Below are 13887 nucleotides of genomic sequence, written 5' to 3' on the forward strand. Positions count from 1 at the left end.
CGGGTGGGCGGGCCGCGCGCACTGTGGGGTGTCGGCGGACCGGGCGCGTGGTGCTGCCGACGCGGAGGTCCCGACGGCTGAGCAGACGGGCGAGCGAATCGCCGAGGAACGGGCGGCGCTGCGAAGGGTGGCGGCGCTGGTGGCCTCCGCTGTGCCTCCGGAAGGGGTGTTCGCCGCGGTCGCGGCGGAGATCGGGCGGGTCGTCGACGCGGATGTCACGGCGATCAGCCGCTACGACCAGGCCGGCACGGCCACGGCGGTCGGCACCTGGGCGCGAACCGGCCACGGGGTGCCGTTCGCGATCGGGACCCGGTTCGAGCTGGGCGGGCGCAACTCGATCACTTTCGTGTACGAGACCGGCCGGTCGGCCCGGTTGGACGACGCCTCGACCGCCTCCGGGCCATCGGCGGTGTACATCCGCGACCGCTACGGCTCGTCGGTCGGCGCGCCGATCCGGGTGCAGGGCCGGCTGTGGGGCGCCGTGGTCGTCATGTCGACCCGGCCGAACCCGTTGGCCGACGACACCGAGACGCGGCTGTCCGGCTTCACCGAACTCGTCGCGACGGCGATCGCCAACGCGCAGGCCCGGGTGGAGCTGCGGCAGTACGCCGCGGAGCAGGCGGCGCTGCGGCGAGTGGCGACGCTGGTCGCGCGGGCGGTGCCGCCGGAGGAGGTGTTCGCCGCGGTCACCACCGAGGTCGGTGGCGTGCTGGACGCCGAGTTCACGTTTCTCAGCCGGTTCGACCCGGCCGGCCAGGCCGTGGTGGTCGGCGCTTCGAGCCGAACCGAGGACGGGGCCGTGCCGATCGCGGTCGGCACCCGGTACGACCTCGCCGACTGGCACGTGGCGGCCCTGGTTTCGCAGACCGGCCGGCCCGCGAGCATCGCCGATCACCTGGCCTCGTCCGGTGAGCTGGCCGAGGTGGTCCGGGTCCTGGGCGTGCGCACGGCGGCTGCCGCGCCGATCAACGTCGAGGGTCGCCTCTGGGGTTGCGTGAGTGTCCTGTCCGTGCGGGATCGGCCGCTGTCTGCGGACACCGCCGACCGGTTGAGCGAGTTCACCAAGCTGGTGGGCAGCTCGCTGGCCAACGCCGAGGCGCAAGCGGCGTTGCGCGCGTCGCGGGCGCGCATCGTGGCCGCCTCCGACACCGTGCGCCGCCGCATCGAGCGCGACCTGCACGACGGGGTGCAGCAGCAGCTCGTGTCCCTCGCCCTCGAGGTGCGCGAGGCCCAGCTCTCGGCCTCGGGCGGCGACGGTGAGCTGGTTCGGCGCCTCGACGGTGTGGTCGCCGAGCTGACCAATGTGCTCGACGAAATCCGCGAGATCTCGCATGGCATCCACCCCGCCGCGCTCGAGGAAGGTGGTCTGTGGCCGGCGTTGCGGGCGGTGGCCCGCCGCGCCAGCTTGCCCGTGCGGGTCGACATCGGCACCCGGGCGCGATTTCCGGAACCGGTCGAGATCGCGGTCTACTACGTCGTCCGCGAAGCCCTCACCAACACCGTCAAGCACGCCGACGCCACCGTGAGCGACGTCCACCTCGCGGTTGCCGACGGAAGGCTGCTGGTCGCCGTGAAAGACGACGGCCGCGGCGGCGCCGACCCCGCGGGCGGGTCCGGGCTGGTGGGCCTGCGCGACCGGGTCGAAGCACTGGGCGGCCGGTTGTGGCTGGACAGCCCGCCCGGCGGGGGAACCACCGTGCAGATCGCCCTGCCGCTCACCTAGCGCTCGGCGCGGGTCAGGCCGCCCGACCCGGGTGCGTCCGCGGCCCGGGACCGATCACCCCTGACCCACCAGCAACTCGGAAATCGCGTCCGCGTGCCGGTCGATCGCCTCCTGCTCGAACGGGTCGTCGCCGAAGAGGCGGCGGGTCATGCCCTCGTTGGTGAAGGGGGCGGCGCCGCCGGTGGTGATCAGGTAGTAGAGGGTCGGGAGGGGGACGCGGGTCGGGAGTTCTTCGTACGCCGGGGTGAAGGCGGCGAGCATCGGGCGCACGAAGTGGTCGAGAAGGTACTCCAGACGTTCGCCCGGGCGGCGGGCCTCGTTGCTGATCACGCTGCCGAGGTCGGGGTTGCGGGCGGAGAAGCCGACGAACGTGCGGATCATCGTGCGCAGGCGGGTGCGCGGGTCGGCGCCCGGCAGGTCCGCCGCGGCGACCTCGGCGACGGCGTTGCCGAAGCCCCAGTCGACCGCGGCGTACCAGAGGCGGTCCTTCGAGCCGAAGCGTTGGTGGACCACGTTGTGGCTCACGCCGAGTTCGCGGTTGAGGTCCCGGATGGACACTCCGTCGTAGCCGTGCACGGCGAAGGCGTGCAGGGCCGCGGCCAGGATCCGGTCGACCGACGCCGGGGCCGTGCCCTTGCGGGGGCGTCCGCGCTGTCTCGGGCTGGCCTCGGTCATGGCCGGGAGTCTACTGAGCGGCGGCCGGTCATTCGGTGGCGTGGGTTTGGTAGCCGGTGCGTCCGTCGGGGTTGGCGGCGCGGGTGCGGGCCGCCTCGATGTTGGTGCGCACGGCGCGGTCCCAGGCCTCGGGGTTCGCGCGCAGGCGGGCGCGCCGCGCCGCGACCAGGGGCACGGCGGCGGACAGCACCCGATCCGTGAGTGGGGTCCGCGGCACGGAGAGCTCCCGGCTGAGGCCGGCGCCGTGGATGCGGCGGGTGAGGGACCGCAGGCCGCTGACGGCGACCCGTTCCGGGACGTTGACCAGCTCGTGCAGGCGGGCGCCCAGCGAAGCGATGGTGGCCTCGGTCAGCACGGCCGACTCCGGGATCAGCGGGCCGGTGACGGTCTGGAGGAGGTCGTCGACGCGGCGGGCCTCGGCGTTGTTCGTGATGCCTTCGACCAGTTCCGGGGCCACGCCCATCAAGTGCCCGACGTACCACCAGTAGCGGTAGAACGAGTTCTGCTCGGCCGGGGTGATGTCGAAGCCCATCAGCTGCTCCGCGCTCAGGGACGTGAGCGTGAAGTCCATCCAGGTGCGGGCCAGGTCGACCTGGTTGATCGGGGCGCCCAGCGCCGCCTCGTCGTAGCCGCGGGTGCGGGCGAGCCGGCGCATCGAGGCGTGCAGGATCCGCACCTGGAGCGTGCCGACGTAGCCCGGCTCGCCGACGCGCAACGAACCGGGCAGCATCGCGGCGGTGAGCCACTGCGCCGTCTCGTACAGCCGCCGCGGGGCGCCGTCGACCAGCCGGCCCGTGATGGCCAGCACGGTGGAGATCGACGGCGACTGGTAGGAGCGGACGAGGGCGCCGGCCGAGAGGGAGATCGCGGTGACCGCGGCGGGCTTGGTGAAGTAGGGGCGCGAACCCTCGTCGAGCAGGGTGTCGTCGACGTAGTCCGGCGTGGCCTCGGCGTCCTTGAGCAGGGCGGCGACGGCGGCCGGCGGGTCGGTCAGCGAGCCGAGGCCGTGCTCGAGGCCGGCGCCGAGCGCGATCCGGACGTCGCGGCCGTGTTCGCCGATCTCGTCGACGACGGCGTCGGCCAGGGGATCGCCGGTGGTCAGGGCGGCGTGGATCAGGTCGGCGCGGGTCGAGCCGAACTGCGCTTCGACGGTCGAGCGGCGGCTGCGGCCGGTGGGCCAGGTGAGGCCGGCTGAGGTGAGCATCGGGAGTCCCCTGTCGGGTGAAATCAAATGGTCAGGTGTCAATATATCGGTGGCGAGCCAGTGGCACGAGGTGTCGTGAACAATATTGTCAGGTGACCATATGAAGGCCTATCATCGCGCCCGTGGGGGCGCGCGACGACTGCGCAGGAAGCCGGTTCGTGACAGGTCGGGGCCGTGATCCACCCCTCGCACTGACCAGCTGGTTGATCTGGTCAGTTCGTTCTAGCTTGAGTGCATGGAGATCAAGCAACAGAGGCGACGCGCTCTGGTCGTCGGCCTCGGCATCAGTGGCATCTCGACCGCGGTCCGGCTGCGCCAGGCCGGCTGGGAACCCGAAATCGTCGAACGGGCGCCCGGGCGGCGCACCGGTGGCTACTTCGTCCTGCTCTACGAGGCCGGCCGGGCGAGCGCTCGACGGCTGGGCTTCCTGCCGGCCATGCCCGACCGCTCGTCCGTCGACCGCGCGCACTACGAGATCGACCGGCGGGGCAACCGCACCCGAGTGCCGAACTTCTCCGACCACCCGCAGGGGCCGCACCACATGCTCCGCGGCGACGTCGAGAACGCCGCGTTCGACGCCCTTCCCGCGGACGTCAAGATCCGGTTCTCGACCGTGCCCACGAAGATCGAGCAGGACGCCGACGGCGTGGACGTGACCCTGCAGGACACCACGAGCGGCGCGTCCACCACCGAGCGGTTCGACCTGGTCGTCGGTGCGGACGGGCTGCGCTCGACCGTGCGGCGCCTCGTCTTCGGCCCGCACGAGCGGTACCTGCAGCGGTTCGGCCGGATGATCTGCGCGTTCCAGCTGTCCGGGCCGCTGCCCGGGCTCGCCCAGGAGGACGGCGCCGTGCTGCTGGAGCCGAACCGGGCGCTGTGGGTGTTCGGGTTCGAGGACCGGATCCCGACGGTGATGCTCACCTACAAGACCGACGACGTCGACGCCGAGTTCACCTCACCGCCGGCGACCCGGCTGCGCGAGGTGTTCGGCACACCGACCGGCAAGCTGCTCGGCGCCGTGCTCGACGAAGCCGACGCGGCGGGCAAGGACCTGCTGTTCGACTCGGCCGAGCAGGTGCATCTGGACTCCTGGCACCGCGGCCGGGTGGTGCTGGTCGGTGACTCGGCCTGGTGCGTCACGCTCTACGCGGGCATGGGCGTGTCGGCCGGGCTGGCCGGCGCGGACCTGCTCGGCACGATGCTGCAACGGCACCCGGACGACCTTGAAACGGCGCTGACCGAATGGGAGACCCGGCTGCGGCCCTCCGTCACGCACTGGCAGGAGTGCGCCGGGCCGATGCGGGTGCTGTTCAACCCGGCGGGCACCCGGGAGCTGCTGGGCCGGCGGGTGGCCGCGCGGGGCGTGCGGTACCCGGTTCTGGGACCGATCCTCCGCCGCAAGCGCACGCGGAGCATGATGGTCAAGAACGTCGATGTCGCCGCAGCTTGACCGAGGAGGGCCGGTGGCCGAGCCGACCCGCCACGATCCCGCCAAGGCGGCGCGCATCCTGAAGGTGACGCGGGATTCGTTGCTGCGGCGCGGGGTGCGGGGCCTCAGCGTCGCCGACATCGCCCGGGCGGCGCAGATCGGCAAGGGCACGCTCTACCTGTACTGGCGCACCAAGGAAGAGCTGGTCGCCGAAGTGGTGGCGCGCGACTTCCTCGACGCCACCGGTGAATACCTCGCCGGCATCGAGGCCGACGCCGACGCCGCGCGGCCGCACCGCCTGTGCTGGGCGCTGTTCCGGTCCACGCTGGAGCACCCGTTCGTGCGCGCGGTCCAGGTGGCCGACGTGCACACGATCGGGTTGCTGACCGAACACGAGGAGACCCGGCGGCTGCTCGACCTCCTCGGTCCGGGGGTCCTGTCGCGCGACCTGCTCGAGCTCTGGCGCGAGCACGGCATGGCCCGGCGCGACTGGGCTCTCGACCACCAGGCCTACGCGTTGCGCGCCCTGCTGGCCGGGTTCTTCACGCTGGTGACCGGAACCAGCACCGAGCCGATCGCGGACCTGAAACCGGTGTTCGAGGCGACGGTGCGGGCGCTGCTCGACCCTCCTGACGCTCCGTCGGGCGCAGTCTCGTACTCGGGCTCGGACTCGGGCTCGACCGAAGCAGCCGCGGTGGCCGCGCTGCGCTTGCTCGGCGAACAGCGGGACACCCTGCGGGCCATGCTGGCTCCGGTCGAGATCTGATTTTTCGCTTCCCCCCATAGGGTTTCTCGTCAATTTTGTCCATTCGAACTGGAGTACAACCATGCCAAAAAACCGTTTCGTCGAGGTCAACGGCCTTTCCCTGCACATCACCGAACAGGGCAGCGGACCGCTCGTGATCCTGTTGCACGGCTTTCCGGACTCCGGCTACACGTGGCGCCACCAGCTCGGTCCGATCGCCGACGCGGGCTACCACGTGGTGGCGCCGGATCAGCGTGGCGCCGGCAAATCCCGCGGCCCCGAGGCGGTCGACCAGTACTCGATCTTCCACCTCGCGGGCGACGTCGTGGGCCTGATCCACGCGCTGGGGGAGGAGGAAGCCGTGATCGTGGGCCACGACTGGGGTGCGGTCGTGGCCTGGCACACCGCGCTGCTGCGTCCCGACGTGATCAGGGGAGTGGCGGCCTTGAGCGTGCTCCCGCCGCGGCGGACGTCGGAACCGCCGATGACGGTGTCGGAAAAGAAGTTCGGCCCGGGCTTCTACCAGAACTACTTCCAAAAGCCGGGCGTCGCCGAAGCGGAATTCGAGCGGGACGTGGAGAAGACGATGCGGGTGTTCTTCGCGGACCGCTCGCCCGAGGTCCCGCTCGAGTCCCTGGTGCCGGTGGTCGCGCCCGGCGAGGGGCTGCTCGACGCCCTGAACGCGATGCCCGGGCTGCCGAGCTGGCTGTCCGAAGAGGACTTGGCGGTCATGGTCGCCACGTTCGAGGAAACCGGGTTCACCAGCTTCCTGAACTGGTACCGCAACCTCGACCGCAACTGGGAGCAGCTCGCGGCCTGGCACGACGCGAAGATCACGCCGCCGTCGTTTTTCGTCACCGCCACGCGGGACCTCATTCCCGCCGCCGCCGGGCCCGGGTTCATCGAGCGCCTGCCCGAGGTCCTCTCCGATCTGCGCGGCGTGCTGAACCTCGAAGGCGGCGGTCACTGGATGCAGCTCGAACGGCCGGCCGAAGTGCGCGACGCGCTGCTGGGTTTCCTCGCCGAACTCTGACCCCGTCCGCCGAAGAGGAGATGCCATGAATCCCTTGACCCGACGCAGCGCGCTGGCCGGTTTGGGCGCGCTCACCGCGACGGCGGTGGCCGGCACCGCGCCCGCCTTCGCCACTCCCTCGGGCATCGGCCCGGTCTTGGACCTCAGCCACGCGACCCCGCAGCTGGCCCGCCAGGTCACGGCGTTGTTCCGCGACAAGACCAGCCGGAACGTGGCCCGCACGATGAGCCACTTCGCCCGGCGCCCGATGTACTACACCGACGCGACGCTCGGCTGGTACCTGCCGACGTGGGGGTCGCTCAAGGCGATCTTCGACCAGTACATGCCCACGTGGCCCGCCACGGCGCGCAGCTACGCCACCCGCGTCCTCGGCGACGAGCGCAGCGCGATCGTGGAGTTCACCGATTCCCCGGAGCTCTTCGGGCATGAGGGACGCGTGATCGCCGCGCTCGACTTCACCGACGGCCTGGTCGTGCGCCAGGTCGACTACTCCGACGGCCGGCACTTCGGCATCGCCGCCACGAACGCGGCTCGCGTGCCCGACGCCCAGTTCCCGCGGACGTTCGGTGAAGACGTGATCCCCGACCGGTCTTCGCCGGCGCTGCGGGACGTGGCCCGGCGGCTGACCGCGGCGCTGGCGTCCGGTGACACCGCCGGACTGTTCACTGTGGACGCGACGTTCGAGGATCTCACGCTGCACAGCACGTTCGTCGGTGCGCTCGCGATCGACGCCTACGTGAAGCGGGCGTTTCGCCGGCTGCCGTACGGGCCGGGGACGACCATCCGGCACACGGTGGGCAGCGCGCGCGGCGGCGGCTACGAATGGATCAACCCGGCGACCCCGGCCGACCACGGCGTCGTGGCGCTCGAACTCGACAGTGCGCGCAAGATCAGCCGCCTCACGACCGTGTGGGACGGCTCGCGCCTGAGCGACGACGCGATGACGGTCCTGTTGTCCGACACCCTCGAACGCTGATCCCGATGAGCGAACGAGAACTCCGGGCGGGTGCGGTCGTCGTGGTCGGCGGGGTGGTGTTCGAGGTCGCGTACGCGATCGCCGGCACACCGCCGGGGCCGATCCCGTTGCTGGTCGCCCTTTCGGCCGTGGCGCTGACCACCGCGGCAGTGCTGCGGAAACGCACGGTCGCCCTCGGGTGGCTCACGGCGGTGCTGCTCGCCGCCGACTTCGGGGGCGCGGTCGCCGACCGGTTCGGCCTGCTCGGCGACCCCGGCACGAGTGGCGTGACCTGGGGCGACTGGAGCGCGTTCACCACCTACACCGGCACGCTCGTGCCCTGGCTGCCCCACGCGCTCGTCGCACCGCTCGCCGTGGGGGCGACGACCACCGAGGTCGCCCTGTGCGGGTGGCTGCTCAGCGGGGTGGCCAGACGCTGGGCGGGCCGGGCGTCGGCTGTGGTGCTGGCCGCGTTCTTCCTGGCGATGCTGACGTCGGTCGGCGGCGCCGCGGTGGCGAAGAACGCGGTGCCGGTGCTGGCGGGGTGCGCACTCGTGTTGGCGACGGTGCCGGTGCGGCGTTCGGCTGACCGGGCGACCACGGCGGCGGCGCGGGTGCCTCGGCACGGGGCGGGCTGAGCCGGGTTCCCGCACCCGACGAGAGTGCGGAGCACGAGTTCCGGACCGCGGTCGTCACCGCGGTCCGGAACTCGTCGCCGTCACCTCGGCCAACGAGGTGAGCAGCGCATCGCCGGGTGGGTCGAGGTGGCCGAGCACGACCTGGTCGGCGCCGGCCGCGCGGTGGGCGTCGAGGCGGCGCAGGACGTCGGGGACGGTTCCCCAGGCGCACAGGGCGTCCACGAGCCGGTCGGAGCCCGGGGCGGTGGTGTCCGCCGCGGTGAAGCCGAGCCGGTGGAACTTGGCCTGCTGGTGCGGCAGCGTGAGGTAGTAGGCCAGCCGGTCGCGGATCGTCGAGCGGGCGCGGACCGGGTCGGCGCAGAACAGCACCCACTGCACCACCGCGAGGTAGGGCGCCGAGCCCAGCTGCTGCCGTGCCCAGTGGGTGTGGGCCGGCACCAGGAACGTCACGACGCCCTCGGTGCGAGCGGCCGCCAGCGCGGTGAGCCCGGCCGAATAGGCGCCGATGATGCGGGGCGGCCTCGGGAGGTCGGGACGCAGCCGGGTGAGGTGGTGGTCGAGTTCGTCGAGGTATTCGCGCAGGAACGCGACGGGGGAGCGGCCGCGGTCGCGCGCCGCGCCGCTCACGCCGAGGCCGAGCAGGTACCGGCCCGGGTGGTCGTCCCACAGCAGCGCCTGCGCGCCGGCGGCCGACTTCGGCGGGCGTTCCAGCGAGCGTGCCACCGCGTTCACCACCACGGCGTTCCGCGTGGCGGACAGGGCGAGCGACGCGGCCGTGAACGCTTCGCGGCCGAGGATTTCGCCCAGCCAGAAGGATCCGACGCCCGCGCTTTCGGCGTCACTCAGGAACGCGCGGGCCGCGTCGGGCGGTCCCTCGACGACCGGGGTGAGCAGTGCCGTGCCAGTGTCGAGGGTGTCGAGGCGCAGTCCCGCGGAGCGCAGGCCCGCTGTACTCACCGGGCGGCGCCGAGGCGGTCTTCGCGAAGCTGCTCGTAGAAGTCGAGCAACGCCGGGTCGTCGACGGCGCCGCGGCTCACCACGGCGTCGATCCGCGCGCCTTGCAGGATGCGTTTCACCGGCACCTCGACCTTCTTGCCGGTCCGGGTGTGCGGCACGGCCGGCACCTGCCGGATCTCGTCCGGGACGTGGCGCGGGGAAGCCTTGGTGCGCAACGCGGTCCGGATCCGTTCGCGCAGCGGCTCGTCCAGGATTCCTTCGGTGAGCACCACGAACAGGGGCATCCAGTACGACCCGTCCGGCATTTCGGCGCCGATCACGAGGGCCTCGCTGATCTCCGGCAGCGCCTCCACCACGTCGTAGATGTCGGCGCTGCCGAACCGCACGCCGTGGCGGTTGAGCGTGGAATCCGAGCGGCCGTGGATGATCGCGGTGCCGCGCGAGGTCAGGGTGAGCCAGTCGCCGTGGCGCCAGACGCCGGGGTAGGTGGCGAAGTACGCCTCGCGCAGCCGGCTGCCGTCGGGGTCGTTCCACAGGTACAGCGGCATGGCCGGCATCGGGGCGGTCACCACGAGTTCGCCGACCTCGTCGCGCACCGGCCGGCCGGCGGAGTCGAAGGAGTCCAGCGCGACCCCGAGCGCGGCCGCCGGCATCTCGCCCGCGCGGACGGGAAGGGACCGCGCCGCGGAGAGGAACGCTCCGACGACGTCCGTCCCGCCGCTCGACGAGACCACCTGCACGTCCGGCCCGGTCACGTCCGCCGTCCACCGGGCGAGGTTCGCCGACAGCGGTGAGCCGGTGACGCCGATGGTGCGCAGCGCGGAAAGCTCGTGCGTGCGGCCCGGGGTCAGACCGGCGTCGGCCGACAGGCGCAGGTGCCCGGGGCTGGTGCCGAAGTAGCGCACGCGCTCGCTCGCCACGATCTCCCACAGCCGGTCCGCGTCGGGGTAGGTCGGCGAACCGGCGTAGAGAACCGGCGTGGCGCCGACGAGCAGCACCGACGCGACCATGTTCCACAGCATCCAGTTCGTGCCCGTGTACCAGAAGTACCGATCGCCGGGACGCAGATCGGAGTGCAGGCCCAGCGCCACCAGATGGCTCACGAGCACGCCGGCGTGCCCGTGCACGATCCCCTTCGGAATGCCGGTGGTGCCGGAGGAGAACAGCACCCACAACGGATGGCCGGCGGGCACCTGCTCGGTCACGAGCGCGCCGTCGCCGGAGATCGTGTCCTCGAACCGCACCACCCGCGGGCCGGTGTCCGCGGGCAGCTCCGATCGCGGTTCACCGAGGTCGTCGACGACCACGACCGCGCGCAGCGACGGCAGCCCGGCCACCAGCCGGGCCAGATCCGCCTCGCGGTCGTGCGCCTTGCCGGCGAAGTGGTACCGGCCGGTGCCCACGAGCACCACCGGTTCCAGCTGCGCCAGCCGGGCCAGCGCCGTCTCCCCACCGAGGTCCGGCCCGCAGCCGGCCCACACCGCCCCGACCGCCGCGCTGCCGAGGAAGGCGACGAGCGCCGGCGCGGAGTTGGACAGGTAACCGGCCACCCGGTCGCCGGGCCGCACCCCGAGCCCGCGCAGGGTGCGGGCGAACGCGCCCACCTGACGCGCGAGCTCGGGCCGGCCGATCTCGCGGCGCGCGCCGGACTCGAGGATCTCGACGACGGCGGGACCCGGGGCGTCGGTGTGCCGCAGCACCTGGTCCACGTAGTTGAGGGTCGCGCCGGCGAACCATTCGGTGCCCGGCATCCGCGGGCCCGAGCGCACCCGCTCGTACGGCGTCGAAGCGCGGACGTCGAACCACTCCCACACGGTGGCCCAGAACGCGTCGGGGTCGGCGACGGACCAGCGTTGCAGCGCGGTGTAATCGGCGAGCGGGACGCCGTGGCGCTTCGCGGCGAACGCGGTGAAGTCCGCCATCCGGGTCGGGCCGACCCGGGTCTCGTCGACGGACCAGATGAGGTCGGGGTCAGCGTTCGGCACCACTGCGCTCCTCGGCCGACCAGAACACGACGCGCCGTCCGATGCCGACGACGAGCGCGTGCAGCACGAGTCCGATCACCGACAACATCACCAGCACCGCGAAGGTGGTCGCCACGTCGAGGGTGAAGTTGGTGGCCTGGATGACGTAGCCGAGGCCCTCGGTCGACCCCACGAACTCCGCCACCACCGCGCCGGTCACGGCGAACACCACCCCGAGGTCGAAACCCGCGAAGATGCTCGGCAGCGCGGTGGGCACCTGCAGCTTGCGGAAGATCTGCCAGCGGGTGGCGCCGAACGAGCGGAACATCGTGATCTGCTCGGGGTCGGTCGCGCGCAGGCCCAGGATCGCGTTGACCAGCAACGGAAAGAACACCAGCAGTGCCGTGGTCACGACCTTCGAGGTCATCCCCGTGCCGAACCAGATCAGCAGCAGCGGCGCGATCGCGACCTTCGGAATGGTCTGCGTGGTCACCACGAGCGGGAAGAACGCCTTGTCGACCAGCCGGGACTGGGTCACCAGGAAGGCGAGCACCATCGCGGCGACCACCGCGACGGCGAAGCCGAGCAGGATCTCCTGCAGCGTGACCCAGGTGTGGGCGAGCAAGGTGCCGTCGGCCAGCCCCGCGATCAGAGCTTGGGCCACCGCGGTCGGCGCGGGTACCAGCAGCGGCGAGATCGAGAAGACGCGGACGACGGCCTCCCACGCGCCGAGCAGCAGCAGCGCGAGGCAGGAGGACAGCACCCAGCCCGGCAGGGCCGAGAGGGGATGCCGCCGCGGCGCGGTGGCGGTGAGCACGTCACCGGGACCGCGCGCGGTCGTGGGGGAGGAGGTGGTCATGGCAGGTCCCTTCGCGGCCACGGGCGCTCAGTGCGCGCTGTACTCGGAGTCGAGGAGCCGGCGGATGTGCGCGGCGATCTCGCCGAAGCGGGCGGTGTTGATGTCCTCGAGCCGGCGCGGACGGGGCAGGCCGACCTCGATGATCTCGTCGATGCGGCCCGGGCGCGGGCTCATCACCACGATCCGGTCGGACAGCAGCACGGCTTCGGGGATGCTGTGGGTCACGAACACCACGGTCTTGCGGTCGCGTTCCCAGATCTTCAGCAGGTCCATGCCCAGCTGGTCACGCGTCATCGCGTCGAGGGCCCCGAACGGTTCGTCCATCATCAGGATCCGCGGGTCGTGCAGCAGCGCCCGGCCGATGCCCACGCGCTGCTGCATCCCACCGGAGAGCTCTTGCGGGTAGCGGTCGCCGAAGTCGGCCAGGCCGAGCATCGCGAGCATCCCGGTCGCGCGCTCGACCGACTCGGGTGAGCGCGGTTTTCCGTTCAGGTCCTGGGAAAGCAGGAGGTTCTGGCGCACCGTGCGCCACGGCAGCAGCAGCGGCTTCTGGAACACCATGCCCAGCCGGTGGCGGCCGGCGGCCGGGTTCTCGCCGAACTCCACCCGCCCCGCGGTCGGCGCCGTCTCGCCGAGCACGATCTTCAGCAGCGTGCTCTTGCCGCACCCGCTGGGGCCCACGATCGACACGAACTCGCCGTCCTCGATCGCCAGGTCGATCCCGCTCAGCGCGACGACTTCACCGCCGCGTTTGCCGGGGTAGATCTTCTCGACTCCGCGCAACGCGAGCGCGGCGGAGTTCGGGCCAGTGGTCATCGGTGACTCCTGGTGGGGGTGGGGGGAGAAGGGATGCGGCTCAGGCGGTGGCGGATCCCCGCGGTGCGCCGGGCTCGGGCCACGTGCCGCCCATGCGGTCGGTGATGTCGCGGGCCGTGCGCAAGAGCCGGTCGTGGTGCACGCGGGAGCCGTCCATGGGCAGCAGCTCGCTCGTGCCGAGCACGGCGATGGTGGCGCAGATGCCCCGCACGTCGAACACCGGCGCGGCGAAGATGCTCACGCCGAACAGCGACACGCGGCTGCCGCCGTGGTCGGTGCGGATCCGGTCGATTTTGCGCTCCAGCCCTTCGCGCACATCACGAGGAGCCGCGCCCAGGAGCCGCTCGGCCAGGAGCCGATCCTGGTGGTAGGCCAGGAAAACCTGCGCCTGGGCGGTGTCGATGCCCAGCTGTGAGCCGACGCGCACCGAGACCGAGGCGCCGCCGAAGTACTGCTCGGCCACGTGCACCACGACCGGGCCGACCGAGCCCCACAGCGCCATCGTGACCGTGAGCCCGCTTTCGGAGGCCAGGTCCCGCATCAGCGGCGGCGCGATCTCCGTGACCCGTTGCCGGGACAGGGCGAACGCGCCGAGCTGGCACAGCAGCCGCGACGGCTCGTACGCGGTCGGCTGGTCGGGGTTGCGCTGCATGAGGCCGGCTGCCTCGAGGGACAGGAAGTAACGGTTGACCGTGGTGCGGTTGAGCCCCAGCAGCTCGGCTCCCTGCGCCACGGTCACGAGCGGCCGTTCCGGGCTGAACAGCGCCAGGATCTGGGCGGCCCGGCTGACCGCCTGGATGTCGCCGGCCGACGCGGCGCCACCGGAGGACCCCGTCATGGACCACCTCTGAGTGTTTGTATCGCGAACAGGTTGTGGCGATATTAGGGC

13 protein-coding genes are annotated in these 13887 nt (G+C 72.0%); 6 read left to right on the top strand and 7 right to left on the bottom strand.

Features of this window, described 5'->3' with window-relative positions; genetic code table 11:
• Positions 1-139 precede the first annotated feature (139 nt).
• A complete protein-coding gene (locus VSH64_RS10080; RefSeq protein ID WP_326835258.1) occupies positions 140-1723 on the top strand; it encodes a GAF domain-containing sensor histidine kinase in 1584 nt (527 codons plus the stop codon).
• A 54-nt stretch (positions 1724-1777) separates the two neighbouring features.
• Here the strand turns inward: VSH64_RS10080 and VSH64_RS10085 are convergent, their stop codons facing one another.
• Both VSH64_RS10085 and VSH64_RS10090 read right to left on the bottom strand, forming a co-directional pair.
• On the bottom strand, positions 1778-2398 hold the full coding sequence (locus VSH64_RS10085; protein WP_326835259.1) for a TetR/AcrR family transcriptional regulator: 621 nt from the start codon (positions 2396-2398) through the stop codon (positions 1778-1780).
• A 28-nt stretch (positions 2399-2426) separates the two neighbouring features.
• Positions 2427-3602, bottom strand: a complete 1176-nt coding sequence (locus VSH64_RS10090; RefSeq protein ID WP_326835260.1) for an oxygenase MpaB family protein — start codon at positions 3600-3602, stop codon at positions 2427-2429.
• 235 nt (positions 3603-3837) lie between these two features.
• Between VSH64_RS10090 and VSH64_RS10095 the strand changes: the two genes are divergently transcribed.
• The 5 genes from VSH64_RS10095 to VSH64_RS10115 all read left to right on the top strand — a co-directional run bounded on the left by VSH64_RS10095 (position 3838) and on the right by VSH64_RS10115 (position 8402).
• Complete coding sequence (locus tag VSH64_RS10095) at positions 3838-5052, top strand: FAD-dependent monooxygenase (protein WP_326835261.1); 1215 nt, start codon at positions 3838-3840, stop codon at positions 5050-5052.
• A 13-nt stretch (positions 5053-5065) separates the two neighbouring features.
• A complete protein-coding gene (locus tag VSH64_RS10100) occupies positions 5066-5797 on the top strand; it encodes a TetR/AcrR family transcriptional regulator (RefSeq protein ID WP_326835262.1) in 732 nt (243 codons plus the stop codon).
• A gap of 61 nt (positions 5798-5858) precedes the next feature.
• Positions 5859-6809, top strand: a complete 951-nt coding sequence (locus VSH64_RS10105; RefSeq protein ID WP_326835263.1) for an alpha/beta fold hydrolase — start codon at positions 5859-5861, stop codon at positions 6807-6809.
• A 25-nt stretch (positions 6810-6834) separates the two neighbouring features.
• Complete coding sequence (locus tag VSH64_RS10110) at positions 6835-7785, top strand: hypothetical protein (protein WP_326835264.1); 951 nt, start codon at positions 6835-6837, stop codon at positions 7783-7785.
• Positions 7786-7790: 5 nt separating this feature from the next.
• Positions 7791-8402 carry a hypothetical protein gene (locus VSH64_RS10115; RefSeq protein WP_326835265.1) on the top strand — a complete coding sequence of 204 codons (612 nt, stop codon included), beginning with the start codon at positions 7791-7793 and terminating at the stop codon, positions 8400-8402.
• A 54-nt stretch (positions 8403-8456) separates the two neighbouring features.
• On the opposite strand, the gene VSH64_RS10120 is transcribed toward VSH64_RS10115, so the two are convergent.
• From VSH64_RS10120 to VSH64_RS10140, 5 genes are read right to left on the bottom strand one after another with little or no spacing between them, the layout of a single operon-like run.
• Positions 8457-9359: an LLM class flavin-dependent oxidoreductase gene (locus VSH64_RS10120; protein WP_326835266.1), complete on the bottom strand. Its 903-nt coding sequence runs from the start codon at positions 9357-9359 to the stop codon at positions 8457-8459.
• Positions 9356-11344, bottom strand: coding sequence for an acetoacetate--CoA ligase (locus VSH64_RS10125; RefSeq protein ID WP_326835267.1), 1989 nt, complete (start codon positions 11342-11344; stop codon positions 9356-9358). The genes VSH64_RS10120 and VSH64_RS10125 overlap by 4 nt, the downstream gene beginning before the upstream one ends.
• Positions 11331-12182: an ABC transporter permease gene (locus VSH64_RS10130; RefSeq protein WP_326835268.1), complete on the bottom strand. Its 852-nt coding sequence runs from the start codon at positions 12180-12182 to the stop codon at positions 11331-11333. Before VSH64_RS10130 ends, VSH64_RS10125 begins: the two co-directional genes overlap by 14 nt.
• Positions 12183-12209: 27 nt before the next feature.
• Positions 12210-12998, bottom strand: a complete 789-nt coding sequence (locus VSH64_RS10135; protein ID WP_326835269.1) for an ABC transporter ATP-binding protein — start codon at positions 12996-12998, stop codon at positions 12210-12212.
• A gap of 40 nt (positions 12999-13038) precedes the next feature.
• Entirely contained in the window at positions 13039-13836 is a 798-nt protein-coding gene (locus tag VSH64_RS10140) for an IclR family transcriptional regulator (protein WP_326835270.1), read from the bottom strand.
• Between the last annotated feature and the right edge of the window lie 51 nt (positions 13837-13887).

Origin of the sequence: Amycolatopsis rhabdoformis (assembly GCF_035918295.1) — a bacterium.
Taxonomy (GTDB): Bacteria; Actinomycetota; Actinomycetes; order Mycobacteriales; family Pseudonocardiaceae; genus Amycolatopsis; species Amycolatopsis rhabdoformis.

Excerpts from the sequence above, each read along its gene's own strand:
- VSH64_RS10085 (WP_326835259.1), bottom strand. The coding sequence starts at position 2,398 with ATGACCGAGGCCAGCCCGAGACAGCGCGGACGCCCCCGCAAGGGCACG.
- VSH64_RS10090 (WP_326835260.1), bottom strand. The coding sequence starts at position 3,602 with ATGCTCACCTCAGCCGGCCTCACCTGGCCCACCGGCCGCAGCCGCCGC.
- VSH64_RS10095 (WP_326835261.1), top strand. The coding sequence starts at position 3,838 with ATGGAGATCAAGCAACAGAGGCGACGCGCTCTGGTCGTCGGCCTCGGC.
- VSH64_RS10105 (WP_326835263.1), top strand. The coding sequence starts at position 5,859 with ATGCCAAAAAACCGTTTCGTCGAGGTCAACGGCCTTTCCCTGCACATC.
- VSH64_RS10110 (WP_326835264.1), top strand. The coding sequence starts at position 6,835 with ATGAATCCCTTGACCCGACGCAGCGCGCTGGCCGGTTTGGGCGCGCTC.
- VSH64_RS10115 (WP_326835265.1), top strand. The coding sequence starts at position 7,791 with ATGAGCGAACGAGAACTCCGGGCGGGTGCGGTCGTCGTGGTCGGCGGG.
- VSH64_RS10130 (WP_326835268.1), bottom strand. The coding sequence starts at position 12,182 with ATGACCACCTCCTCCCCCACGACCGCGCGCGGTCCCGGTGACGTGCTC.
- VSH64_RS10135 (WP_326835269.1), bottom strand. The coding sequence starts at position 12,998 with ATGACCACTGGCCCGAACTCCGCCGCGCTCGCGTTGCGCGGAGTCGAG.
- VSH64_RS10140 (WP_326835270.1), bottom strand. The coding sequence starts at position 13,836 with ATGACGGGGTCCTCCGGTGGCGCCGCGTCGGCCGGCGACATCCAGGCG.